General features: G+C 63.0%; 24 protein-coding genes. 11 read left to right on the forward strand and 13 right to left on the reverse strand.

All coding sequences use genetic code 11. The annotated features are described in order from the left end of the window. Window positions 1-200: 200 nt before the first annotated feature. From NKJ11_RS00155 to NKJ11_RS00175, 5 genes are all read left to right on the forward strand, one after another. The gene (locus NKJ11_RS00155) at window positions 201-1355 is read left to right on the forward strand and encodes an ABC transporter substrate-binding protein (RefSeq protein WP_352773509.1); all 1155 of its coding nucleotides are present in this window, start codon (window positions 201-203) and stop codon (window positions 1353-1355) included. A gap of 172 nt (window positions 1356-1527) precedes the next feature. After that, the gene (locus NKJ11_RS00160) at window positions 1528-2538 is read left to right on the forward strand and encodes an ABC transporter ATP-binding protein (RefSeq protein ID WP_352439717.1); all 1011 of its coding nucleotides are present in this window, start codon (window positions 1528-1530) and stop codon (window positions 2536-2538) included. A 223-nt stretch (window positions 2539-2761) separates the two neighbouring features. Beyond that, entirely contained in the window at window positions 2762-3727 is a 966-nt protein-coding gene (locus NKJ11_RS00165; RefSeq protein WP_023811677.1) for an ABC transporter permease, read from the forward strand. After that, window positions 3717-4532 carry an ABC transporter permease gene (locus NKJ11_RS00170; RefSeq protein WP_352610813.1) on the forward strand — a complete coding sequence of 272 codons (816 nt, stop codon included), beginning with the start codon at window positions 3717-3719 and terminating at the stop codon, window positions 4530-4532. The genes NKJ11_RS00165 and NKJ11_RS00170 overlap by 11 nt, the downstream gene beginning before the upstream one ends. Window positions 4533-4635: 103 nt before the next feature. Beyond that, entirely contained in the window at window positions 4636-6063 is a 1428-nt protein-coding gene (locus NKJ11_RS00175) for a gamma-aminobutyraldehyde dehydrogenase (RefSeq protein ID WP_352439716.1), read from the forward strand. Between the two features lie 123 nt (window positions 6064-6186). Here the strand turns inward: NKJ11_RS00175 and NKJ11_RS00180 are convergent, their stop codons facing one another. The 11 genes from NKJ11_RS00180 to NKJ11_RS00230 form a co-directional block, all read right to left on the reverse strand. Further along, entirely contained in the window at window positions 6187-6501 is a 315-nt protein-coding gene (locus tag NKJ11_RS00180) for a hypothetical protein (protein ID WP_127290045.1), read from the reverse strand. A gap of 54 nt (window positions 6502-6555) precedes the next feature. Continuing rightward, window positions 6556-6918, reverse strand: a complete 363-nt coding sequence (locus tag NKJ11_RS00185) for a nuclear transport factor 2 family protein (RefSeq protein ID WP_352610811.1) — start codon at window positions 6916-6918, stop codon at window positions 6556-6558. Window positions 6919-6995: 77 nt separating this feature from the next. Next, window positions 6996-7475 carry a carboxymuconolactone decarboxylase family protein gene (locus NKJ11_RS00190; protein ID WP_023811682.1) on the reverse strand — a complete coding sequence of 160 codons (480 nt, stop codon included), beginning with the start codon at window positions 7473-7475 and terminating at the stop codon, window positions 6996-6998. Between the two features lie 108 nt (window positions 7476-7583). Then, window positions 7584-9137, reverse strand: coding sequence for an alpha/beta fold hydrolase (locus NKJ11_RS00195; protein ID WP_352610809.1), 1554 nt, complete (start codon window positions 9135-9137; stop codon window positions 7584-7586). A gap of 112 nt (window positions 9138-9249) precedes the next feature. Further along, the gene (locus tag NKJ11_RS00200) at window positions 9250-9561 is read right to left on the reverse strand and encodes a formate dehydrogenase subunit delta (RefSeq protein WP_352610808.1); all 312 of its coding nucleotides are present in this window, start codon (window positions 9559-9561) and stop codon (window positions 9250-9252) included. Then, complete coding sequence (fdhD, locus tag NKJ11_RS00205) at window positions 9551-10378, reverse strand: formate dehydrogenase accessory sulfurtransferase FdhD (protein ID WP_128304839.1); 828 nt, start codon at window positions 10376-10378, stop codon at window positions 9551-9553. The genes NKJ11_RS00200 and fdhD overlap by 11 nt, the downstream gene beginning before the upstream one ends. Beyond that, window positions 10378-10578 carry a thioredoxin domain-containing protein gene (locus tag NKJ11_RS00210; RefSeq protein ID WP_155930580.1) on the reverse strand — a complete coding sequence of 67 codons (201 nt, stop codon included), beginning with the start codon at window positions 10576-10578 and terminating at the stop codon, window positions 10378-10380. The genes fdhD and NKJ11_RS00210 overlap by 1 nt, the downstream gene beginning before the upstream one ends. An 84-nt stretch (window positions 10579-10662) precedes the next feature. Next, entirely contained in the window at window positions 10663-13575 is a 2913-nt protein-coding gene (fdhF, locus tag NKJ11_RS00215) for a formate dehydrogenase subunit alpha (RefSeq protein WP_352610807.1), read from the reverse strand. Window positions 13576-13585: 10 nt separating this feature from the next. After that, complete coding sequence (locus NKJ11_RS00220) at window positions 13586-15142, reverse strand: formate dehydrogenase beta subunit (protein ID WP_128304842.1); 1557 nt, start codon at window positions 15140-15142, stop codon at window positions 13586-13588. Continuing rightward, window positions 15139-15618 (reverse strand): formate dehydrogenase subunit gamma, encoded by a 480-nt coding sequence (locus NKJ11_RS00225; protein WP_023811689.1) that lies wholly within the window; start codon window positions 15616-15618, stop codon window positions 15139-15141. The genes NKJ11_RS00220 and NKJ11_RS00225 overlap by 4 nt, the downstream gene beginning before the upstream one ends. A gap of 175 nt (window positions 15619-15793) precedes the next feature. Next, window positions 15794-16708, reverse strand: a complete 915-nt coding sequence (locus NKJ11_RS00230) for a LysR family transcriptional regulator (RefSeq protein WP_027039670.1) — start codon at window positions 16706-16708, stop codon at window positions 15794-15796. Between the two features lie 151 nt (window positions 16709-16859). On the opposite strand from NKJ11_RS00230, the gene NKJ11_RS00235 reads away from it, so the two are divergent. Together NKJ11_RS00235 and NKJ11_RS00240 are read left to right on the forward strand one after the other, a co-directional pair. Beyond that, the gene (locus tag NKJ11_RS00235; protein WP_023811691.1) at window positions 16860-17501 is read left to right on the forward strand and encodes a DUF47 domain-containing protein; all 642 of its coding nucleotides are present in this window, start codon (window positions 16860-16862) and stop codon (window positions 17499-17501) included. Window positions 17502-17504: 3 nt separating this feature from the next. Continuing rightward, entirely contained in the window at window positions 17505-18509 is a 1005-nt protein-coding gene (locus tag NKJ11_RS00240) for an inorganic phosphate transporter (RefSeq protein WP_352751784.1), read from the forward strand. An 11-nt stretch (window positions 18510-18520) separates the two neighbouring features. Here the strand turns inward: NKJ11_RS00240 and NKJ11_RS00245 are convergent, their stop codons facing one another. Next, window positions 18521-18898: a VOC family protein gene (locus NKJ11_RS00245; RefSeq protein ID WP_352719607.1), complete on the reverse strand. Its 378-nt coding sequence runs from the start codon at window positions 18896-18898 to the stop codon at window positions 18521-18523. Window positions 18899-19167: 269 nt separating this feature from the next. Between NKJ11_RS00245 and NKJ11_RS00250 the strand changes: the two genes are divergently transcribed. After that, window positions 19168-20349, forward strand: coding sequence for an Mrp/NBP35 family ATP-binding protein (locus tag NKJ11_RS00250; protein WP_352792464.1), 1182 nt, complete (start codon window positions 19168-19170; stop codon window positions 20347-20349). Window positions 20350-20364: 15 nt separating this feature from the next. Here the strand turns inward: NKJ11_RS00250 and NKJ11_RS00255 are convergent, their stop codons facing one another. Beyond that, window positions 20365-20814: an SRPBCC family protein gene (locus tag NKJ11_RS00255; protein ID WP_352792466.1), complete on the reverse strand. Its 450-nt coding sequence runs from the start codon at window positions 20812-20814 to the stop codon at window positions 20365-20367. Window positions 20815-20960: 146 nt separating this feature from the next. On the opposite strand from NKJ11_RS00255, the gene NKJ11_RS00260 reads away from it, so the two are divergent. From NKJ11_RS00260 to chrA, 3 genes are all read left to right on the forward strand, one after another. Continuing rightward, the gene (locus NKJ11_RS00260; protein ID WP_023811496.1) at window positions 20961-22766 is read left to right on the forward strand and encodes an IlvD/Edd family dehydratase; all 1806 of its coding nucleotides are present in this window, start codon (window positions 20961-20963) and stop codon (window positions 22764-22766) included. Window positions 22767-22994: 228 nt separating this feature from the next. Continuing rightward, window positions 22995-23813 (forward strand): chromate resistance protein ChrB domain-containing protein, encoded by an 819-nt coding sequence (locus NKJ11_RS00265; RefSeq protein ID WP_127290063.1) that lies wholly within the window; start codon window positions 22995-22997, stop codon window positions 23811-23813. Next, window positions 23810-25198: a chromate efflux transporter gene (gene chrA / locus NKJ11_RS00270; RefSeq protein WP_352439703.1), complete on the forward strand. Its 1389-nt coding sequence runs from the start codon at window positions 23810-23812 to the stop codon at window positions 25196-25198. The genes NKJ11_RS00265 and chrA overlap by 4 nt, the downstream gene beginning before the upstream one ends. The last annotated feature ends 63 nt before the right edge of the window (window positions 25199-25261 follow it).

Here is a 25261-nt window from a genome sequence, read left to right on the forward strand (position 1 = left end):
ATCGGAAAAACCGATATCGCCCTTCTGATAAATGAATTTGCGAAACCGGAATTTTCGAAGCACTTTCGGTTAGGGACCAAAGCCGCCATCAGAGCGGCATCAAGCCCAACGGACGAACTGACAGTTTTCAGTCCGCGCGTGACCCCTAGCGAAGACCGAAACCGGCTTTCAGGGTCAGGCGCCTAAATGGGAGATCGACAATGAATTCATTCCTGAAGTCATGCACTGCTCTGACGGTTGCGCTGACCTTTTCCGGTCAGGCCGTCGCCCAGGTCAAGGAACTTGGCAAGGGCGAAGGTCAGGTCAACATCGTTGCCTGGCCGGGCTATATCGAGCGCGGCGAAACCGACAAGGGTTATGACTGGGTGACCTCCTTCGAGAAGGAGACCGGCTGCAAGGTCAACGTCAAGACCGCCAACACCTCCGATGAAATGGTCTCGCTGATGAATGAGGGCGGCTTCGACCTCGTCACGGCTTCGGGCGATGCCTCGCTGCGCCTCGTTGCCGGCAAGCGCGTGCAGCCGATCAACACCGATCTCATCCCGAGCTGGAAGACCGTCGACGAGCGCCTCAAGGACGCGCCGTGGTTCACCGTTGGCGGCGCCCATTACGGCGTTCCCTACCAGTGGGGTCCGAACGTCCTCATGTACAACACCGACGTGTTCAAGGAGGCTCCCAAGAGCTGGAACATCGTCTTCGAGGAAATGAAGCTGCCTGACGGCAAGTCCAACAAGGGCCGCGTCCAAGCCTATGACGGGCCGATCCACGTCGCGGACGCCGCCAACTATCTGATGTTCCACAAGCCGGAACTCGGCATCAAGGATCCCTACGAACTGAACGAGGATCAGTACAAGGCTGCGCTGGAATTGCTGCGCGTCCAGCGCACGCTGGTCGGCCGCTATTGGCACGACGCCGCCATTCAGGTCGACGATTTCCAGAACGAAGGCGTCGTCGCTTCCGGCTCGTGGCCGTATCAGGTCAACACGCTGGTCGCCGCCAAGAAGCCGGTCGCGTCCACCATCCCGGAGGAGGGCGCCACCGGTTGGGCCGACACCACGATGATGGAAGCCGATTCGGCCAACCCAAACTGCGCCTATATGTGGATGGAACATTCGCTGTCGCCCAAGGTGCAGGGCGATGTCTCGGCCTGGTTCGGTTCGCTGCCCGTCGTGCCCGCCGCCTGCAAGGGCAACGAGCTTTTGACCGACGAAGGCTGCAAGACCAACGGCTACGAGAATTTCGACAAGATCAAGTTCTGGAAGACGCCGGTGTCGAAATGCACCACCCAGAACGACCAGTGCGTGCCCTACTACCGCTGGGTGTCGGACTATATCGGCGTCATCGGCGGGCGGTGATTTTTCTTACCCTCCCTCTCGTGGGGAGGGTCGACGCATAGCGTCGGGGTGGGGTCGGCTCGGCGTTTTTCGAGGCACCCCCACCCGCGGCTTCGCCGCGACCTCTCCATAAGGGGGGAGGTAGGACGTCGCGCGACATCAGCACACCAAACCGGCAACGGACTGACAGCCCATGACCTCCGCCGTCTCCTTCCAGAAAGCCTCGCGCCATTTCGGCAGCGTGCGCGCCGTCGACGCGGTCGATCTCGATATCGCGCCGGGGGAATTCTTCGCCATGCTCGGGCCGTCCGGTTCCGGCAAGACCACTTGCCTGCGCCTCATCGCCGGCTTCGAGCAGCCGACATCGGGCTCGATCTCGATCTTCGGCGAACGCGCCGAGGGCGTTCCGCCCTATCGCCGCAACGTCAACACCGTGTTTCAGGACTATGCGCTGTTCCCGCATCTGAACGTGCTCGACAACGTCGCCTACGGGCTGATGGTCAAGGGCGTCGGCAAGGCTCAGCGGCACAAGGCGGCGGAAGAGGCGCTGTCACTGGTGCGGCTGCCCGGCTATGGCGCCCGCCGCCCCGGCCAGCTTTCCGGCGGCCAGCGCCAGCGCGTCGCGCTCGCCCGTGCGCTGGTCAACCAGCCAAAGGTGCTGCTGCTCGACGAGCCGCTCGGCGCGCTCGACCTCAAATTGCGCGAGAACATGCAGGAGGAGCTGAAGTCGCTGCAGAAGGCGCTCGGCATCACCTTCGTCTTCGTCACCCACGACCAGGGCGAAGCACTGTCGATGGCCGACCGCGTCGCCGTTTTCAACGACGGCAAGATCATGCAGATCGGCACGCCGGAGGATATCTACCAGCGGCCGAAGACGCGTTTTGTTGCCGATTTTGTCGGCTCATCGAATGTACTGCCACCGGATTTCGTCCAGCGTTATTCCGGCCAGCATCGCTGGGGGAGTCTCCGCCCTGAATCCATTCGCGTCGGCCGCGCGGCCAGCGGGGGCACAAGTGGTGAAGGCGTGTCCGCCCGCCTCGTCTCGACCAACTATCTCGGCGCCACGACAAAACTGGCGCTCGACGCCGACGGCCTTCGACTGCACGCCATCGTGCCGGCCGGCACGGCCTTGCCTGGGGAAGGCGAGGCGGTCGTGCTGACTTTTAACCGCGAGCACCTGCATCTGATGGACGAGCCGGCATGATGAAGGTTTGCGCATTGCACCCCCCTCTGTCCTGCCGGACATCTCCCCCGCAAGGGGGGAGATTGGCTGTTACCACTGGCTTCGCCAGCTTCCAACGCTGCAGAGCCGGTGAGGCGGACAAGCTGCTGATCTCCCCCCTTGCGGGGGAGATGTCCGGCAGGACAGAGGGGGGTGTGAAGGATCTCGGCCTCTCATACATCCTCCATGAGTACAGAGCTCCATCATGACGACCGCCGCGCTCAGCTCCAATCCCGCGCCCGCCATCCTGCCGGGCAGCGGCGGCCTGCGTGGCGCGCTGTCGGACCTTTTCTGGCGCAAGCCGAAGGTCCTGCTGTTGCTCATGCTGCTGCCGCCGGTGCTTTGGCTGGGCATCGTCTATATCGGCTCGCTGTTTGCGCTCCTGGCGCAGAGCTTTTTCTCCATCGACGAGTTTTCCGGTCTCATCAACCGTGAGTTCACGCTCAAGACCTATGGTGACCTGTTCCAGGCCGCCAATCTCGATATCATCCTGCGCACGGTGACGATGGCGGCTCTGGTCACGCTGGCCTCGGCCGTCATCGCTTTCCCCATCGCCTACTACGCGGCGCGCTATGCGCGCGGTCGCTGGAAGGCCTTGTTCTATCTCGGCATCATGCTGCCGCTGTGGTCGAGCTATCTGGTCAAGATCTACGCCTGGAAGCTCATCCTGGCCAAGGAAGGCATCCTCACCTGGCTCCTCGCCAAGCTGCATTTGTTGTGGGTGCTCGACGCCTGGCTGTCGCTGCCGATCGTCGGCGGCAATTCGCTGTCGGTATCGTTCACCGGCACCTTCATCGTCTTCGTCTATGTCTGGTTACCGTTCATGATCCTGCCGGTACAGGCGGCGCTCGAGCGCGTGCCCGGCAATCTCGTCGAGGCCTCGTCTGATCTCGGCGCCTCTCCGGGACAGACCTTCCGCAACGTGCTGTTCCCGCTGGCGCTGCCGGGCATCGTCGCCGGTTCGATCTTCACCTTCTCGCTTACGCTGGGCGACTACATCATCCCGCAGATCATCGGTACCTCGCGGCTGTTCATCGGCCAGGCGGTCTATTCGCAGCAAGGCACGGCCGGCAACATCCCGCTCGCCGCCGCCTTCACCGTGGTGCCGATCGTCATCATGGGCTTCTACCTCTGGGGCGCCAAGCGCATGGGGGCCTTCGATGCGCTCTGATGGTTCCCAGTCGGCGCCGCTCGGCCTGAAGATCGCCGCCGCCTGCGGCCTGCTGTTCCTGCATCTGCCGATCCTGCTGATCTTCGTCTATGCCTTCACCACCGAGGAGAAGAGCTTTGTCTGGCCACCCCCCGGCCTGACGACGCAATGGTTCGCCGTCACCTGGAACCGGCCGGATGTCTGGCAGGCATTGTCGCTGTCGGTCAGGGTTGCCGCGATCTCGACGGCGATCGCGCTCGTCCTCGGCACGCTCTGTTCGGCGGCGGTTTCACGGACAAAATTCTTCGGCCGCGAAACCATCTCGCTGCTGGTCATCCTGCCGATCGCGCTGCCCGGCATCATCACCGGCATCGCGCTGCGCTCGGCCTTTTCGCTCGCCGACATTCCGTTCTCGTTCTGGACGATCGTGCTCGGCCACGCCACCTTCTGCGTCGTCGTCGTCTACAACAATGCCGTCGCCCGCTTTCGCCGCACCTCCGGATCGATGATCGAGGCGTCGATGGATCTCGGCGCCGACGGTTTTCAGACCTTCCGACATGTCGTGCTGCCCAACATTGCCACGGCGCTGCTTGCCGGCGGCATGCTGGCCTTCGCGCTGTCCTTCGACGAGGTCATCGTCACCACCTTCACCGCCGGCCAGCAGCAGACATTGCCGATCTGGATGCTGGAAGAGCTGATCCGTCCGCGCCAGCGCCCGGTGACCAATGTCGTCGCCATGGTCGTGGTGCTGGTGACGCTGCTGCCCATCCTTGCCGCCCATTACCTCACCCGCGACGGCGACCAGATTGCGGGCAGTGGAAAATGAAATCAGCGAATAGGGAGTGACGAATAGCGAATAGGGAAGATCGACAGTCAAACCCTACTCGCTATTCGCTACTCGCTACTCGCTCCTGTTAAGGAGAAACCTTATGGACACCCAGATGCTGATCGGCTCGAGATTCGAGAAGGGCACCGAGACCGAGGAACCGATCCTCAATCCAAAGACCGGGGCGACCATCCTCAGCCTGCCCGAGGCCAGCCAGGCACAGATTGAGGCGGCGATCACTGCCGCCGAACAAGCGTTCGTCTTGTGGTCGCGCACCACGCCGGCGCAGCGCTCCGGCTATTTGCTGAAGATCGCCGACCGCATCGAGGCCGATGCCAAGGAATTCGCCACGCTCGAGGCGCTCAATTGCGGCAAGCCGATCAACGCCGTGCTCAATGATGAAATCCCGGCCATCGTCGACTGCTACCGCTTCTTCGCCGGTGCCGTCCGTTCGATGCCCGGCGTCGTCGCCGGCGAATACATTCCCGGCCATACTTCGATGGTCCGCCGCGACGCCATCGGCATCGTCGCTTCCATCGCGCCGTGGAACTATCCGCTGATGATGATGGCCTGGAAGTTGGCGCCGGCAATCGCCGGCGGCAACACCGTCGTCTTCAAGCCTTCCGAGCAGACACCGCTGACGGCGCTGAAGCTGGCAAAAATCCTTGCGGAAATCCTGCCGGAAGGCGTGGTCAATGTCGTGCTCGGCCGCGGCGACAGCGTCGGCAACACGCTGATCAACCATCCCAAGGTCAACATGATCTCGATCACCGGCGATGTCGCCACCGGCAAGAAAGTGCTGCAGGCGGCCGCCAAGTCGGTCAAGCGCACGCATCTCGAGCTCGGCGGCAAGGCGCCGGTCATCGTCTTCGACGACGCCGATCTTGGCGCCGTGGTCAACGGCCTGCGCGCCTTCGGCTATTACAATGCCGGCCAGGACTGCACCGCCGCCTGCCGTATCTACGCCGGCAGGAAGATCTATGACAAACTCGTCGCCGATCTCTCCTCGGCCGTCTCGACCATCAAGTACAATCGTCCCGACGACACCGAAAACGAGATCGGCCCACTCATCTCCCGCCGCCAGCGCGACCGCGTCTCCAGCTTCGTCGAGCGCGCCTCGGAACTGAACCACATCGAGATCACCACCGGCGGCAAGCCGGGCGAGGGTTCCGGCTTCTACTACCAGCCGACAGTCGTTGCCGGCGCGCTGCAGGAAGACGAAATCGTGCGCCGCGAAGTGTTCGGCCCGGTCGTCTCGGTTACTCGTTTTTCGGAGGTCGACGAGGCGGTGAACTGGGCCAATGACAGCGACTACGGCCTGGCGTCCTCGGTATGGACCAAGGATGTCTCGCGCGCCATGGCGACGGCCGCCCGCCTGCAATATGGCTGCACATGGATCAACACCCACTTCATGCTGACCAACGAGATGCCGCATGGCGGGCTGAAGCAGTCCGGCTACGGCAAGGACATGTCGCTCTATGCGCTGGAGGACTACACCGCCGTGCGGCATGTGATGGTGGCGCATGGTTGAGAAGTGGTCCGCGTAGCAAACGAAAAGCCAATTGCTTGGCTTTTCGAGCTTCGAACGCCCTGCGCCTGCGAAGGGCCGGGCGTGGCTATTTTCTCTTCTCCCCGTTCACGGGGAGAAGAGTCGCTACTCCACAACGCGATAAATATTCCATAGGCTGGTGCCCGACACGACATAGGGCTCGATCTCCTTGCCCCATTTCGCGTGCGCGTCGATCTTGCCGATCTTGGCGAAGAACGCCTCCAACTGGGCCAGGCTTTCGACCTGGTGATGGGACTCGACGGTCGCCTCCCGCGCGCCGATAGAACCGGTCATGATCTGGAACTCCAGCTCGGCGAGGCCGACCTGCGAGCCGATCTCGCGTTCCCATTTCTTCAACAGGTCGAGCACGGTCTGCTTGTGTCCGAATTTGGCGTCGATCTGCCATCTGGCGCTGAACATCGTCTTCTCCTCCAGCTTTGCGGCCCAGGCCGCGGTTGATCCACCGGCTGTTGCCTACTCGTCCCAGGCCTGCACGACGGTCTGCCTTGCGATCCGCCCGTCCTTCAGCTCCAGCATCGCCGCGCAGAACACCTTGGTGCCGTCCGGATAGGCGCAGGCCTGGGTGAAGGCGAGACTGTCGCCGTCGGCGATGGTGGTATCGACCTTGTGGGTCATCGCGCGGCTGCAGATGTCGTCCCAGAATGTGGTGATCGCGGCGCGTCCGCGGATCTCGCGCGGCTTGCTCGGCGGGTTGTTGCGGTCGATCACCCGCACCAGCGCGTCTTCGGCATAAAAGCTCGACAGCATCTTGCCGTCACGGGTTTCGATGGCCTTCTTGATCGCCGCGCCATCCACTGTTTGGGTCTTGGTCAGCATGTCATTCTCCATTGGCCCGTCTTCCGGGCGGTTGATGGTCGAAGTGCTGCCCGGCGCTTGTCGCCAGGCAGTGGTTTTTACTGCGACTTCGCCTTGACGGCCGCGAACACGTCGTCGGCCTGCTTCTTGAAGGTCGTCAGATCGACCTGGCTGCCGTTGAGCATCGTCGACCAGTGGCGCACGATCGCGGACATCGCCACCGCCTCCTTGATCTCCTCGTCGCTGGCGCCGTTGAGCCTGGCCGCCTCGGTGTGGAAATAGATGCAATACTGGCACGGGATTTGTGCTGCGACGGCGAGGCCCAGCAGTTCCTTGGTCTTGCCGTCAAGCGCCGTCTTCGGGTTGAGCTGCACGCCCTTGATCTCGGCCCAGGCGCCGGCGACGGCCACATCCGGCAACGTCTTGAACATGTCCGGCACCGAGCCGAGCGTCGCCTCAATGTCCTTGTAGGTCGCCGCCGCGGACGCATCCTCGGCCTTTGCCGGAGCGATGGCGAACAGCGCTCCAATGCCTGCCGCTATCACAAGCGATTTGAGTGTTTGGTTCGACGTCAGCATTTCCTCCTCCGTTCGCAGCACCTTTCCGGCGACATCCGCCTGGCCTGCATGGGAGAATTGATAGCGCCTAGCCGCCCTTGGCCGCTTCGCCCGAAAGCGCCATGGCCCTCATGGCCCGTGCGGGCCAGGGTGCCTGACTGAGAACGCCGCCGCCGCCGCCCGCGACGGCAGGTCCAGCTTGAGCAGTATGTTGGCGACATGGCGCTTGACCGTGTGTTCGCTCAGCCTCAATTCGGCGGCGATCGCGGCATTGCTCTTGCCGTCGGCGACGAGGCTCACCACCTCGGTTTCGCGCGCCGTCAATGCGGCAGGCTCGGCAGCCTTGGGTTTGGGCCGGCAGGCGGGTTCCAGGTGTTGTTCGGACGTCGCATGGACCAGCGCCAACGGCTCCTCCAACTCGTCGACGCTGATGCGCCCGGCGTCGGTGAAATGCAGGCCCGACCCAGCCGCTAGATCGGCGATCAGACGCGACGCGATAATGTCGCCGCGGCCGGCATGGGCGGCTAGTTGCATCGCCACCCGCGCCGTCATCCCAACGGGCGGACCGCGCACTTCGATCTCGCCGACATGCGCCCCTTGCGCGCTTGCCACGCCGATTTCCTGCGCCGCCTCGCGCAGCGCCGCCGCGCAGCGAATGGCGCGTGCCGGGCCATCGAAGCGCGAAATCATCAACTCGCCCTGCAGGCCCACAGAGCGCCCGCCATGGCGCCCGACCAGCAGCTGCCAGGTTTCCTGAAAGCGTTGGCTGCGTTCGCTCCACATGCGGTCGCCGAGCCGCGCCGTGTCGTAGATGCGTGTCACCAGCAGCGCCGCCAGCACACGGTCCACTTCGCCTACGGCGCGCTCGCCGGTCAGGAATTCCTCGATCAAGTCGGCCACCCCATCGACATCGCCGGTCCAGATCGGATGATCGCGTCCCGGAATCTCGACGAGCCGGGCATCGGGAATCTTTTGCGCAAGGAAGCGGCTGGCATCGGGGTCGACCCGCGCATCGTTGCGGCGATGTATCACAAGCGTCGGCGCGCTGATCACGCTCAGGATATGGCGGATGTCGACGTCGGCGTTCATGCGCCACAGCGCCGCCGCCGAAGTCGGGCTCGCCGATAATCGTTCGAAACGTGCCCACCACTGAGCGAAATGCGCGTCGTCGACCCGGCTCGGCGCGAAATGGGGCAGCGTGGCGCCGGTGCCCCAGGCTGTCTCCGCCATCTCGATGAAAGCGTCGAGGCGTTCGCGCGACATCACCCATTTGTGGAAATGCGCATAGCCGCCATAGAGCGCCAGAGCTCGCGTCCGCTCCGGATAGGTGGCGGCGAACAGCATCGCCATCGGCGCGCCTTCGGAGGAGCCGAGCAGGGCTGCACGGCCGCTGCCGGCGGCGTCCATAACCGCGCGCACATCGTCCATCCGCATTTCGAGACTGGGCAGGTTATGCGCGTCGACGCGGTCGGAAAGACCGGTGCCGCGCTTGTCGAACAGGATCAGCCGCGAGAATGCCGAAAGCCGCTTCAAGAGCCTGGTATAGCCCTCGTCTTCCCAGTGCAGGTCGAGGTTGGAAATGAAACCCGGCACGAAGACGAGATCGAACGATCCCTGCCCGACCACCTGATAGGCGATCCGCACATCGCCGCTACGGGCGTATCGCGTCTCGATCGGCCTCACGAGATTTCCACCCCGGCCTGACGATTTCTGGTCGTCAAACCATAGCAGAACAGCGCAGATTGCCGCAGCTAAACTTTAGCGATGGAGAATATAAGCCGGCGCGGCTTGGCGACTATTCCTGCGAGGCGGCGACATCGGCAGGGGAGGGCTCGAGTCCGAGTTTGAGGTCGGCCGCAGCCGGCGTGATCGGCCGCCTGATCCTGGCGGAGGCGGCCACCACCAACTCGTTGAAGTTCCCGGTGCCGTCGTCCAGCATTTCGAAGAACTGCCGCCGCATCCTCGGCTCCCAGAACTTGTTGATGTGCTCGGCGACGCCGGCAATGCCTTCCTCGCGCGGCTTGGAATGGAAGAAATCGGCGATCTGGTTTGCCATGCGCACCAGCTTGTCGGCGGTGCTCATAATGTGTTCTTCGTCATGCGACATGCTTGGCAACTCCGCAAACCACCCGGTCGGGGTGGGTGAAAATATCAAAATCGTCGCCGCGAACCAGCGCCACCAGCGTCATGCCGGCCTCTTGCGCCGTGCGGATGGCAAGTGCGGTCGGCGCCGAGACGGCGATGATGAAGGCCGAGCCGATAGAAGCCGTCTTCTGCACCATTTCAACCGAAACCCTGGATGTCACCACGACAGCACCGGATGCGCCGTCGATGCGGGCTTTGGCCAGCGCGCCGGCCAGCTTGTCGAGCGCATTGTGACGGCCGACATCTTCGCGCGCCATGACGATGCCCTTGCCAGGTACATAGAAGCCGGCGGCGTGCACGGCTCCGGTCTCGGTGTGCAGCGGCTGCACTTTCGACAGAAGCTTGACCGAACGGACAATGTCGTCGGCATCAAGCGTAAGCTTTGAAGCACCAACCGCATCGACCGAGCGCATTGCTTCCTCGATCGATTCGATGCCGCAGAGCCCGCAGCCGACCGGGCCGGCGAGCCTTCGCCGCCGCGCTTCAAAACGAGTGTTGGCTCGGTCCTTCAGCCGGATCTGGATGTCGATGCCGGCGCCATGGTCCTCGACCTCGATCGCTTCGATCTCATCCGGTAACGAGATGATGCCTTCGGTCAGCGAGAAGCCGAGCGCGAAATCCTCGAAGTCGGCCGGGCTCGCCATCATCACGGCGTGGGTGGTGCCGGCAAAGGAGAACGCCACCGGCGTCTCTTCCGGCACCATGCGGTCGGCAGCAGCCGTGCCGCTGGCGCGATGCGCCAAGCGGGAAATTTGGCTGAGAGGCTGGCGGGTACGCATCAGGTTCGCTTCATCCAAACAGGCGCCAATTCGGGAACATCATGGGCAATGGCTTCAAACGCCTCGTAGTGTCCGTTGCCCATTATCTTGCCGACGATGCTCCGAAGCTTTTCGAAATCCTCTTTGGCAGCATGTCCCTGAATATCACTTAGGAAGCGATCCAGATCGGCGCCTTGCTTCTCACAAAGGCGAAGGAGCATTTCGTAGGCTTCCTTTCGAGTCACCTTTGTTCCTCCGTCATTGCAACGTCGCCCTCATTTTATCGAAAGCGAGGTTCCCAAAAGCTATTCCGCCGCTTCCAGCTTCGCGATGCGCCGGCTCTGCTTGGCCTGCTCGTCATAGTCGCGCTGCCATTCCGACGGTCCGTTGGAGGCGCCGACCTGCACCGCCGTCACCTTGTATTCCGGACAGTTCGTCGCCCAGTCCGAGAAGTCGGTGGTGATGACGTTGGCCTGCGTGTCCGGATGGTGGAACGTCGTGTAGACCACACCGGGCGACACCCGGTCGGTGATCAGCGCGCGCAGCGTCGTTTCGCCCGAGCGGCTCGTCAGCCGGACCCAGTCGCCGTCGCGCAAGCCGCGGTTCTCGGCATCGTGCGGGTGGATCTCTAGCCGGTCCTCCGAGTGCCACATGCTGTTGTCGGTGCGCCTGGTCTGCGCGCCGACATTGTACTGCGACAGGATGCGGCCGGTGGTGAGCAGCAGCGGGAAGCGCGGCCCCGTCCTTTCGTCCGTCGCCACATATTCGGTCCGGATGAACTTGCCCTTGCCGCGCACGAACGCATCGATGTGCATGATCGGGGTGCCGAGCGGCGCCTTCTCGTTGCAGGGCCATTGCACGGATCCTACGCGGTCGAGCAACTCGAAGGAGACGCCGGCAAAGCTCGGCGTCGTCATCGCGATCTCGTCCATGATCTCCGAGGGATGCTGATAGTTCCAGTCCAGCCCGATCGCGCGGGCAAGCTCCTGCGTCGCCTCCCAATCGGCGTAGCGCGCCTTCGGCTCAAGAACCTTGCGCACCATGTTGATGCGGCGCTCGGCGTTGGTGAAGGTGCCGTCCTTCTCCAGGAAAGTCGAGCCCGGCAGGAAGACATGCGCATAGTTTGCGGTCTCGTTGAGGAACAGGTCGTGCACGACGACGCATTCCATCGCGGCAAGGCCGGCGGCGACATGCTTGGTGTCGGGATCGGACTGCAGAATGTCTTCGCCCTGGATGTAGATGCCCTTGAAGCTGCCGTCGACGGCGGCGTCCAGCATGTTGGGGATGCGCAGGCCGGGTTCGTCGTCCAGCTTCACGCCCCACAAGGTCTCATAGATATCGCGCACGGCTTCGCCGGAGATGTGGCGGTAGCCGGGCAGTTCGTGCGGGAAGGAGCCCATGTCGCAGGAGCCCTGCACGTTGTTCTGGCCGCGCAGCGGGTTCACGCCGACGCCGGGCCGGCCGATATTGCCGGTGGCCATGGCGAGATTGGCGATTGCCATCACAGTGGTCGAACCCTGGCTGTGTTCCGTCACGCCGAGGCCGTAATAGATCGCGCCGTTGCCGCCGGTGGCGTAGAGACGCGCAGCACCGCGGATCAGCTCGGGATCGACGCCGGACAATTTGCCGACGGTTTCGGGGCTGTTTTCCGGCAAGGCGACGAACGATGCCCAATCCTGGAACTCCGTCCAGTCGCAGCGTTCGCGGATGAAGGCTTCGTCGAACAGGCCCTCGGTGACGATCACATGCGCCAGCGCCGTCAGCACGGCCACATTGGTGCCGGGCTTCAGCGGCAGGTGGTAATCCGCTTCGATATGGGCCGACTTGACCATCTCGGTGCGGCGCGGATCGAGCACGATCAGCTTGGCGCCCTGGCGCAGCCGCTTCTTCAGCCGCGAGGCGAACACCGGGTGGGCGGAAGCCGGATTGGCGCCGATGATGACGGCGACGTCGGTGAAGTCGACGGAATCGAAATCCTGCGTGCCAGCGGAGGTGCCATAGGTCTGGCCGAGCCCGTAGCCCGTCGGCGAATGGCAGACTCGTGCGCAGGTGTCGACATTGTTGTTGCGGAAACCTTGCCGCACCATCTTCTGGACTAGGTAAGTTTCCTCATTGGTGCAGCGCGAGGAGGTTATGCCGCCGATCGAGGTGCGTCCATACTGGTACTGGATGCGGCGGAATTCCTTGGCCGTATGGGCGATCGCCTCTTCCCAACTCACCTCGCGCCACGGGTCGGTGACCTTTTCCCGGATCATCGGCGACAGGACGCGGTCCTTGTGGGTGGCATAGCCATAGGCGAAACGGCCCTTGACGCAGGAATGGCCGTGGTTCGCCTTGCCCTCCTTATAGGGCATCATGCGAACGACTTCGTCACCCTTCACCTCGGCCTTGAATGAGCAGCCGACGCCGCAATAGGCACAGGTGGTGACGGCGGAGCGCTCCGGCAGGCCCTTGGCAAGCACCGTCTTCTCACGCAGCGCATCGGTTGGACAGGCCTGGACGCAGGCGCCGCAGGACACGCATTCCGAATCGATGAACGCCTCGTGCATCCCCGCCGAAACCCGGGATTCGAAGCCTCGTCCCTCGATGGTCAGCGCGAAGGTGCCCTGCACCTCTTCGCAGGCCCGCACGCAGCGCGAGCAGACGATGCATTGCGAGGCATCATAGGTGAAATAGGGGTTGGACTCGTCGCGGGCGATGTAGTCGACCGCCAGCGAGCCATGGCCGGGCGCCACGCCACCTTCCGGCTTGACGTGGTTGCGACCTTCGATGCCGTAGCGGTTCTCGATCAGGCCGATCGACTTCGCCACTGCATCGAACTCGCTGGCGCCGGTTCCGGCCTGTTCGTTCCAGCCGGTCGGATGGTCGGAGACGTAGAGTTCCATGACGCCTCGGCGAATGGCGTCGAGCCGCTCGGTCTGCGTGCGCACGATCATGCCTTCGCCGACGGGCGTCGTGCAGGACGCCGGCGTGCCGCCACGTCCTTCGATCTCGACAAGGCAGACACGGCACGACCCGAAGGAGTCCAGCATGTCGGTGGCGCAAAGCTTCGGGATCTCGACCCCGCCCTCCATGGCCGCACGCATGATCGAGGTGCCTTCCGGCACGGTGATGCTGCGCCCGTCGACGTTCAGCGTGACCTGCTTCTGCGCCTTCGATTGGGGGGTTCCGTAGTCGATCTCTTCGACGAGGGAGGGGAAGTCGGCCTTGATGTTCATCTGCCAGCTCCTATTCGGCAGCCACGCGCACGGGCGCTGGCTTGAAGTCGTCGGGGAAATGGGTGATCGAGCTCATCACGGGATAGGGCGTGAAGCCGCCCAGCGCGCAGAGCGAACCAAACTTCATCGTGTTGCAGAGATCGGTGACCAGAGCGAGGTTCTTCTCCGGCTCAATGCCCGCAACTATTCTGTCGATGGTCTCAACCCCGCGCGTCGAGCCGATGCGGCAGGGCGTGCATTTGCCACAGCTTTCGATGGCGCAGAACTCCATGGCGAAGCGCGCCTGTTTCAGCATGTCGGCGGTGTCGTCGAACACCACGATGCCGGCATGGCCGATCAGCCCGTCCTTGGCGGCGAAGGCTTCATAATCGAATGGCGTGTCGAACAGCGCGCGCGGGAAATAGGCGCCGAGCGGCCCGCCGACCTGCACGGCCTTGACGGGGCGCCCCGTGGCCGTGCCGCCGCCGATCTCGTCGACGATCTCGCCCAGCGTCATGCCGAAAGCGGCTTCGAACAGACCGGCATATTTGACGTTGCCGGCGATCTGGATCGGGATCGTGCCGCGCGAGCGGCCCATGCCGAAATCCTTGTAGTAGGCCGCACCCTTGTCCATGATGACAGGCACCGAGGCCAGCGAGATGACGTTGTTGATCACCGTCGGCTTGCCGAACAGCCCCTTATGCGCCGGCAGTGGCGGCTTTGCCCGAACCATGCCGCGTTTGCCCTCGAGCGAATCGAGCAGCGCCGTCTCCTCGCCGCAGACATAGGCGCCGGCGCCGACCCGGATCTCCATGTCGAAAGCGTAGGGTGAGCCCAGCACGCTGGCGCCAAGAACGCCAGCCTTGCGGGCGATCTCGACGGCCTTGTTCATCACCGCCACCGCATGCGGATATTCCGAGCGGACATAGACGAAGCCCTTCGTCGCGCCCGTGGCTATACCGGCGATCGTCATGCCTTCGATCAGCACGAAGGGATCGCCCTCCATGATCATGCGATCGGCGAAGGTACCCGAATCGCCTTCGTCGGCGTTGCAGACGATGTATTTGCGGTCGCCTGCGGTATCGAGCACCGTTTTCCACTTGATGCCGGTCGGGAAGCCTGCGCCGCCGCGCCCGCGCAGGCCCGACTCGGTAACCTGGGCGACGGTGGCGGCAGGCGTCAGCGCCAGCGCGTTCGTCAGTCCGTTCAACCCGCCATGCTTCTTGTAGGATTCGAGCGAAAGCGGATCCGTGACGCCGCAGCGCGCGAAGGTCAGCCGCGTCTGCTTGGCCAGGAAGGGGATCTTGTCCGGCGTGCCCAGCCAGCGCTTGTGGTGGCCGCCGGTGAGGAAGCCGCTGTCGAACAGGCTTTTGACGTCGGACGGCTTGACCGGCCCGTAGGCGATGCGGCCATTGGCTGTCGCGACTTCGACCATAGGCTCGAGGAAATAGGCGCCGCGCGACCCGTTGCGCACGATCTTGGCTTCGATGCCGCGCTCGGCGAGTTCGCCGGCGATCGCCTTGGCGACCTTTTCGGCGCCAAGCGCCAGCGCACCGGAATCGCCGGGAATGTAGATACGCGGGATCATGAGCGCACCTCTGCAACGATCTCGTCGAGCTTCTCGTCATCGAGCCGCCCGATCACCTCGCCATCCAGCATTGCGGCGGGCGAACAGGCGCACAGGCCGAGACAATAGACCGGCTCCAGCGTCACCGAACCGTCGCGGGTCGTCTCATGGAAGCCGATGCCCAGCAATTGCTTCAGCTTGGCGGCGATGGCGTCCGAACCCATCGACTGGCAGGATTCCGCCTGGCAGAGCTTCAGCACATGCCTGCCTGCCGGGTGGCTGCGGTAATCATGATAAAAGCTGACGACGCCGTGCACCTCGGCCCTGGAAATGTTCAGCGCCTCGGCGATGACCGGCAGCGCATCCTTGGGCACATGGCCGAACTCTTCCTGGATGCCGTGAAGGATCGGCAGCAATGGGCCTTCGAGGCCCTTCATCTCCTGGATGATCGCGGCCGTGCGCGACGTAATCTCGGTACTTGCAGGCTGCATTGTCATGCAGCGCCCTCCCTATCGTAGCGACCCATACTATCGGCCAAGAGCATCAAGCTGTTTTGGAACAACGACATGCGCGTGCCGCTTTATCGCTAAGTGCTTAAGAAACCAGAGAAAACCTCTGAAATCAATAAAGCGGTTTCGTTGTACGATAGAAATTTTCTATCGTTCCGTTTGGCTAACTCTGTCTAGCGGAACGGTTGGCGTGGAAATCGTCCGCCAGCGCCATTGCCTCGTCCAGCAGCGCCGAGACCAAAGGTGTGTGCGGTTCGCGCGGTGTCGCCACCAGGCCGACCGTGTGGCTGGCATCTGGCTCGATGATCGGAATGGCCCGGATCGGCTCGGAAAAGCCGAATGTTTCCGCAAGGTTGAGCGGCATGATCGACGACCATTTGCCGGTGCGGATGTGCGAAAACAGCACGATCATGGAATTGGATTCCAGCGTCGGTCGCACCTGCACGCCGGCTTCGGCCAGATGCTGATCGATGATGCGGCGGTTCTGCATGTCCGGCGTCAACAGACACAGCGGCAGGCTCGAGAGCTCCGCCCATGTCACTTTGTCGCGGTCGGAATAGGGATTCCCCATCGCGGTGATCAGTTGGTAGCGCTCGTCATAGAGCGGCACGCTGGTCACCCGCCCCAGCGGCTCGTTGTCGAGATAGGTGATCCCGGCATCGATGTCGAAATTGCCGAGCAGCGACAGCACCTCGATCGAGGTCCGCGACAGCACCGAAAAGGTGACGCCGGGATGCTTTTCGCGAAACGGCGTCGTCAGCCGCGGCAGCATGGCGAGCGCCGTCGGGATGGCGGCGATGCGGATACGGCCGGAAAGTCCGTGGCGCGCCGCGCGCATTTCCTCGCGCATGGTTCTGGTGTCGCCGACGATGCGGCGTGCCCACACCAGCACCTGTTTTCCCTCCGGCGTCAGCCCCTGGAAGCGTGAGCCGCGCAGAACCAGCATGACGCCAAGCTGGCCTTCCAACTGCTTGATGCCGGCCGAGAGCGTCGGTTGGGTGACGCCGCATACCTCCGCCGCCCGGCCGAAATGCTCCTCCCTGGCGAGCGCGATGAAGAATTCCAGCTTGTCGATCATGCGATCTTTCCGGTCGTTCGCTGCAAGGTCGGGGAAATTGTGCTCTACCGCAAGCACCACGCACAATTGCCCGGCATCCACACCTTTAAGCCGGCTACCTGTTTCCCGCGGCGCGATGCGGCGCTATGTGGATGAAACTGGGAGATCGACCATGCTGGGCTGGTTCCGCAAGCTTTTGCCGCGCGAAGATCGCTTCTTCGACCTGTTCGAACGACATTCCCGCACCGTGGTCGGCGGCGCCGAGGCGCTGGAGCAGCTTCTCCAGGGCAGGGATATCGACCTATGGTGCCAGAAAATCATCGATCTCGAAGATGAGGCCGACCACATCACCGCGGAAGTCCTGCTGGCGGTGCGGCGCTCCTTCATCACGCCTTTCGATCGCGGCGACATCAAGGACCTGATCCAGTCGATGGATGATGCCATCGATATGATGCACAAGACGGTCAAGACGGTGAAGCTGTTCGAGCGCAAGGAGTTCGATCCGCTGATGCAGGAAATGGGTGGCGTCATCGTCGCCGCCGCCAAGCTGGTGGCCGAGGCGATCCCGCTGCTCAGCAAGGTCGCGACGCATACTGTGCGCCTCAACGCCATCGCCGAAGAGGTAATGCGCGTCGAAAGCCGGGCCGACGACCTGCATGAGCAAGGGCTGAAGGATCTCTTCAGGAAGCACGGCAGCAGCGATCCGATGGCCTATATGATCGGCTCAGAGATTTATGGCCAGCTGGAAAAGGTGGTCGACCGCTTCGAGGACGTCGCCAACGAGATCAGCGGCATCGTCATTGAGAATGTCTAGGTGATGGAAGCCACCATTGCCTTTCCCGTGCTGGCCGGCCTCGTCGCCGTCGCACTGTTCTTCGACTTTCTCAACGGCCTGCACGATGCCGCCAATTCCATCGCCACCATCGTTTCCACCCGCGTGCTGCGGCCGCAATATGCGGTGCTGTGGGCGGCATTCTTCAATTTCATCGCCTTCATGTTCTTCGGCCTCCACGTTGCCGAGACCGTGGGCAAGGGTATCATCGACGTCAGCATCGTCACCCCGGCGGTGATCTTTGCAGCGCTCGTCGGCGCCATCGTCTGGAACATCGTCACCTGGATCGCCGGCATCCCGTCGAGCAGCTCGCACGCGCTGATTGGCGGTCTGGTCGGCGCCGGTGTGGCAAAGGCAGGCGTGGGCGCCATCGTCTGGACAGGGCTTGGCAAGACGGTTGCGGCAATCGTCTTGTCGCCAGCGACCGGCTTTGTCCTGGCTCTTGTCCTGATCCTTGCCGTTTCCTGGCTCTTCGTGCGCCAGACACCGTTTGCGGTCGACAGCACCTTCCGCGTCATGCAGTTCTTTTCCGCCTCGCTCTATTCCCTCGGGCACGGCGGCAATGACGCCCAGAAGACCATGGGCATCATTGCCGTGCTGCTCTATTCGCAAGGCATGCTCGGCGCGACTTTCTATGTGCCGCTGTGGGTCGTGCTCACCTGTCAGACGGCGCTGGCGCTCGGTACGTTGTTCGGCGGCTGGCGCATCGTCCACACCATGGGCTCGAAGATCACCCGGCTGAACCCGATGCAGGGTTTTTGCGCCGAGACCGGTGGGGCGATCACGCTGTTTGCCGCCACCTGGCTCGGAATTCCCGTATCGACCACGCACACCATCACTGGCGCAATCATCGGCGTCGGCGCCGCCCGCCGCGTCTCGGCCGTGCGCTGGGGCATTGCCGGCAATATCGTCATTGCCTGGATCGTCACCCTGCCGGCCACCGCTTTGATTTCGGCGCTCACCTACCTCGCGGTTGGCCTGGCGAGGTGAGGTGAGGAAATCTACCTGTCCACAAGGTTCAGGATGTTGCCGTCTGGATCCTTGAACCAGGCGACCTTCATTCCGTAACCGACGTGGATATCGCCCTCCAGTGTCAGGCCCGGCATCTGATAGTGCTCGAAGGCGACGCCCTTCGACTTCAGCGCCTTGACGATATCGCCGATCCCGTCGCCAACCATCCAGGTCACCGCTGTCGCCTTGTTGGTTCCGGCAAATTGGGAATGATAGACGTTGAGGGTGGTATCGCCACTTTTGTAGACGATCAGTTCGCCGCCCTCATCGTGCACCTGTTGCAGGCCAAGCGTTCCCTCGTAGAAAGCCTTGGCCTTTGCCAGGTCGCTTACCGCCAGATTTGCCATTGCGTTGCTGTTTGCGAGCATGATGGTCTCCTTTCCTGGTTGTCGGCCCGTGCTGGTCACCGAAATAGGTCGCCGCGATCGTTTGACGACTGTCGCTTGACCTGATTGTTGGCCGCATCGGCGCTCGATTATCTGGAAGACGTTTGGCGCGGATGAAATCCGACAGGACCCGCCGCTTTTTTCAGGCACGCCAAGACAGCCATTGCTCCACGGCTTGGTTCTGTCCGGAAACTGCATTATCTCAGGTGCAAGCTGCATCTCAGGCGCAAGCTGCGTAAGGAAAAACTGCCATGTCCGTCACCAAGGAAATCGTCACCGAGCGTCTGAAGACGGTCAACGGGCCGGATTTCACCGGCAACATCGTCGACCTCGGCATGGTTTCGGAAATTTTCATCGCCGACGGGAAGGTCTTCTTCTCGATTACCGTTCCCGCCGCCCGCGCCCAGGAAATGGAGCCGCTGCGCGCTGCCGCCGAGCGTGTCGTCAAGGCGATCCCCGGTGTCGCCGGCGCCGTCGTCGCGCTGACGGCCGAGAAGAAGGGCGGCGGCATGGAGGCGCCGGTTCCCTCGCGCCCCGCACCCAGGCCCGCGCCGCCGGTTCAGCCCGCTGCCGCCGCGCCGCGCGCCGCCCCACACGCGCCTGCCTCGCACAGCTCGGGCAAGCGTGGCGTGCCCGGTATCGAGGCAATCATCGCGGTTGCGTCCGGCAAGGGCGGCGTCGGCAAGTCGACCACCGCCGTCAATATCGCGCTCGGCCTCGCCGCCAACGGCCTGCGCGTCGGCGTGCTGGATGCCGACATCTACGGACCGTCCATGCCCAGGCTGCTCAACATCCACGGACGGCCGCAGACCGTCGACGGCAAGATCTTGAAACCGATGGAGAATTACGGCCTGAAGGTGATGTCGATGGGTTTCCTCGTCGACGAGGAAACGCCGATGATCTGGCGCGGCCCGATGGTGATGTCGGCGCTGACGCAGATGCTGCGTGAAGTCGAATGGGGTCGGCTCGACGTGCTCGTCGTCGACATGCCGCCCGGTACCGGCGACGCGCAACTGACCATGGCCCAGCAGGTGCCGCTGGCTGGTGCTGTCATCGTCTCGACGCCACAGGATCTGGCCCTGATCGACGCGCGAAAAGGCCTCAACATGTTCAAGAAGGTCGACGTCCCGTTGCTCGGCATCGTCGAGAACATGAGCTATTTCATCGCCCCGGACACCGGCAAGCGCTACGACATCTTTGGCCATGGCGGCGCGCGCCGCGAGGCCGAGCGCCTCGGCGTCACCTTCCTTGGCGAAGTGCCGCTCGAGATGGGCATCCGCGAAAGTTCGGATGCCGGCACGCCGGTTGTCGTCTCGAAGCCTGACGGCGCCGAGGCGAAAATCTATCGCGACATCGCTTCGAAGGTCTGGGACCGGGTCAATGAAGAGCGTGGCGCGGCGGCAGCGGCGGTGCCGAGTATTGTGTTCGAGTGACGCCCGCTTGAGGGCTCAGCCGCGGACCTTTTCGCCGAACGACGAAAAAAACTGTCCGGCCAGTTTCTTCGAGGTCGATTCGATCAGCCGGCTGCCGAGTTGGGCGATCTTGCCGCCGACATCGGCCTTGGCCGCGTAGTTCAATATCGTGGCGTCAGGTCCATCTGCCGTCAGCGTCACGTCGGCACCACCCTTGGCGAAGCCGGCAATGCCGCCCTTGCCTTCGCCCTGGATGGTGTAGGAGTGCGGCGGCTTCAGGTTCTTCAGCGTCACTTCGCCGTTGAATGTCGCCTTGATCGGTCCGATCTTCACCACCACGGTTGCCGCCATCTCGGTCGGCGACTTCATCTCCAGGCTCTGGCAGCCGGGAATGGTCGCCTTCAAGACCTCGGGATCGTTCAGCGCTTCCCACACTTTTTGCAGCGGTGCGGCAATGCGCTCCTCGCCTTCGATCACCAAAGCCATGAAAACCTCCCGGACAAGACTGTCGGAACCCGTAACGCACGGCTTGGTGCGTGTCTATCGCACCAAAGTCCGGTTGCGACCGCACGCCCTCTTGCCTGCTCCCGCGCGTTGCCATATCGATTTGTCTTACAAATACGGAGACCATGATGGCAGGCGCCCCCACCCACAAGAAAAAATTTCGCTCGCAGGAGTGGTTCGACAATCCCGACAATCCGGGCATGACGGCGCTCTATCTCGAGCGCTATCTCAATTACGGCCTGACGCGCGCCGAACTGATGTCCGGCAAGCCGCTGATCGGCATCGCACAGACCGGCTCGGATCTGTCGCCTTGCAACCGTCACCATATCGAACTCGCTAAGCGTGTGCGCGAAGGCATCGTCTCGATGGGCGGCATTCCTTTCGAATTCCCCTGCCATCCGATCCAGGAGACCGGCAAGCGCCCGACCGCGGCACTTGACCGCAACCTTGCCTATCTCAGCCTTGTCGAAGTGCTCTACGGCTATCCGCTCGATGGCGTCGTGCTCACCATCGGTTGCGACAAGACGACGCCGGCGCTGCTGATGGCGGCGGCCACCGTCAACATCCCGGCGATCGCGCTGTCGGTCGGGCCGATGCTCAATGGCTGGCACAAGGGCAAGCGCACCGGCTCCGGCACCATCGTCTGGGAATCGCGCCAGCGCCTGTCGGCCGGCGAGATCGATTATGACGAGTTCATGGACATCGTCGCCTCGTCGGCGCCGTCCACCGGTTATTGCAACACCATGGGCACCGCCACCACGATGAACTCGCTGGCCGAAGCGCTTGGCATGCAGTTGCCGGGCTCGGCCGCGATTCCCGCGCCCTACCGCGAGCGCGGCCAGATTTCCTATGAGACCGGAAAGCGCATCGTCGAGATGGTGCATGAGGATCTGAAGCCGTCCGACATCATGACGAGAGAGGCTTTCGAGAATGCCATCGTCGTCAATTCGGCCATTGGCGGCTCGACCAACGCGCCGATCCATCTCAACGCCATCGCGCGCCACCTCGGAGTCAAGCTCGACAATGACGACTGGCAGACGGTCGGCCTCAATGTGCCGCTACTGGTCAATTTGCAGCCGACGGGCGAATACCTTGGCGAGGACTACCACCATGCCGGCGGCGTGCCGGCGGTCATCGCCGAACTGATGAAGGGCGGGCTGTTGCCGCATCCCGGCGCGCGCACCGTCAACGGCAAGTCGATCGGTGAGAATAGCGAGGGCGTCGCCAACGAAAATCCCGACGTCATCCGCTCTGTCGCCAAGCCGCTGAAGGCCAATGCCGGCTTCATCAATCTTCGGGGCAATCTGTTCGATTCGGCGATCATGAAGACCAGCGGCATCTCGCCGGAATTCCGCGAACGCTATCTCTCCAACCCCAAGGATCCCGAGGCTTTCGAAGGCAACGCCATGGTTTTCGATGGGCCGGAGGATTACCACGCCCGCATCGACGACCCGGCGCAAGGCATCGACGAACACACCATCCTGTTCATGCGCGGCGCTGGCCCGGTCGGCTATCCAGGCGGTGCCGAAGTCGTCAACATGCAGCCGCCGGCCTATCTCATCAAGAAGGGCATCCACGCGCTCGCTTGCATCGGGGACGGCCGCCAGTCGGGTACGTCGGGTTCGCCATCGATCCTCAACGCCTCGCCGGAAGCGGCGATCGGCGGCGGACTGGCGCTGCTCAAGACGGGCGACAGGGTCCGCATCGACTTGCGCAAGGGCACGGCCGACATCCTCGTTACCGACGACGAGATCACCCGGCGCCGCGCCGAACTGCAGAACAATGGTGGCTTCCACTATCCCAAGCACCAGACACCCTGGCAGGAGATCCAGCGCGGCATGGTCGCGCAGTTCTCGGAGGGAATGGTGCTGAAGCCGGCGGTGAAGTATCAGGACGTCGCGCACACCAGCGGCGTTCCCAGAGACAATCACTGATTGCTCCGGGGACAATCATTGATTCTGGATCGACGGATGGCGGCTTGATCAAATCAAGCCGCCGTCGGTTTTCCGGTCAGCGTGTTGCCGGGTAGGTCGAGAACGGTCACCGTCCTTGACAAGCGCGCCCAACAAATCCAACATCATGACAAGGGGTGCATCGCGACGACCCCGTGAGGCGTCAGCCCAACGTTCGCGTCCAAGCTTCTCTTCCAGGAGGTGGACGCCATGCCGTCAACAACCGCTATCACTGTATCGCAACTGTCCCGGCTCATCGGTCTGCCGGGCGCGCCTGTCATTATCGATGTTCGCATCGATGACGATTTCGACGCCGACCCGCGCCTGTTGCCGGCTTCGTGCCGGCGCGATTTCAAAACCGTTTCGACCTGGGCGGCCGCATTCGCCGGCAAGCCGGTGGCCGTCGTATGCCAGAAGGGGCAAAAGCTCTCGCAAGGCGTCGTTGCATGGCTGCGCCATGAGGGGATATCAGCCGAATCCCTTGAAAGCGGGTTTGAGGCCTGGCGCGATGCCGGGGGACTTCTGGTCCGCACCGCCAAAATGCCGCCGCGCAATGAAAAGGGCGCCACCGTCTGGGTGACGCGATCGCGCCCGAAGGTCGACCGCATCGCTTGCCCATGGCTGATCCGGCGTTTCCTCGACCCCGACGCGGTGTTCCTGTTTGTCGAGCCCGCTGAAGTATTGGCTGTTGCCGACCGCTTTCAGGCCGTGCCGTTCGACATCGACAATGTGTTCTGGAGCCATCGTGGCGAACGCTGCACCTTCGACACGATGATCGAGGAGTTCGGGTTGGAATCCGAGGCGCTCGATCGCCTCGCCGTAATCGTGCGCGCGGCCGACACCGCAAGCCTCGACTTGGTGCCCCAGGCGGCCGGTTTTCTGGCTGCCTCGCTGGGTCTGTCGCGTATGTACCGCGACGATCTGGAACAACTGGAAGCAGGCATGCTGCTCTACGACGCGTTCTTCCGCTGGTGTCGCGACGCCACCGAAGAAACGCACAACTGGCCCGCTGCGGGTAAGCCGTCATGACCATTCTTGTCCCCGACAACAAGGCGGTGGCCGTCGAGCCGCCGGCTGCGCCGACCTTCGCGGAAGCCACGAAGGTCTGGGCGAGGATCGGATTGCTCAGCTTCGGCGGACCTGCCGGGCAGATCGCGCTGATGCACAAGGAGCTGGTCGAGGACCGGCGCTGGATCGGTGAACAGCGCTTCCTGCATGCGTTGAACTACTGCATGTTGCTGCCTGGCCCGGAAGCCCAGCAACTCGCCATCTATGTCGGCTGGCTGCTGCACAGGACGATCGGCGGCCTTGTCGCCGGCATCCTGTTCGTCGTGCCGGGCGCGCTGGTCATGCTCGTCTTGAGCAGCCTTTACATGCTCTACGGCGACATGCCACTCGTCGCGGCGCTGTTTTTCGGGGTGAAGGCGGCGGTGCTTGCCATCGTCATCGAGGCGGTGATCCGGATCGGACGGCGCGCCCTCAAGAACCGGGTCATGGTGTCGATCGCGGTCGCGGCGTTCATCGCCATCTATGCGTTGAATGTGCCGTTTCCGCTCATCGTCTTGTTCGCCGGCCTGACGGGATGGCTGGGGGATCGCATTGCTCCCGGCCTGTTTTCCGGCTCGGCCCATGGCAAGGACGATGTTGCCGACTTCAAGGGAGCGGTCGACCTGATGTTCGAACGCGGCGAACTCGCCCATGTCAAACCGACCAAATGGCATGCGCCGCGCACCGTCGCCATCTGGCTGCCGCTCTGGCTCGGGCCTGTTCTTTTGATCTGGTGGTTCACCGGCTCTGCAAGCGTCTGGACCGAGATAGGCCGGTTCTTCAGTCTCATGGCTGTCGTCACCTTCGGTGGCGCCTATGCGGTGCTTGCCTATGTCGCGCAGGCAGCCGTCCAGTCCTTCGGCTGGCTGGCCCCTGGTGAAATGGTTGATGGCCTTGGGCTTGCCGAAACGACGCCGGGGCCGCTCATCCTGGTGCTGCAGTTCGTCGGCTTCATCGCCGCGTTCCGCCACTCCGGCTCGCTGGACCCGTTGCTTGCCGGATCGCTGGGGGCGTTGCTCACCCTGTGGGTGACGTTCACGCCCTGCTTTTTCTGGATATTCCTCGGGGCGCCCTACATCGAGGCGTTGCGCGGCAACAAGGCACTGTCGGCCGCACTGGGCGCGATCACCGCCGCAATTGTCGGGGTGATTATGAATCTGGCCCTATGGTTTGGCTTGCACGTCATCTTCCGTGAGGTGCATGCGACGGGTCTTGGCATGAATGTGCCGGTGCTTTCGTCGATCGACTGGCGTGCGGCCTTGCTTTCGGGTGCCGCCATGATCGCCATCCTGAAGCTGAAGATCGGCATGCTGCCGACACTCGCGCTATCCGCCCTTGCAGGGGTCTTGCTGGCGGCGGCTGGTTAGATAGCACCGCCTTTGTAATTCGCTTGCCCACCACCTAAGTGGGCTGGAACGGAAGGAAACATC

The sequence above is a fragment of the Mesorhizobium sp. M0243 genome, from assembly GCF_040321775.1.
Classification (GTDB): Bacteria; Pseudomonadota; Alphaproteobacteria; order Rhizobiales; family Rhizobiaceae; genus Mesorhizobium.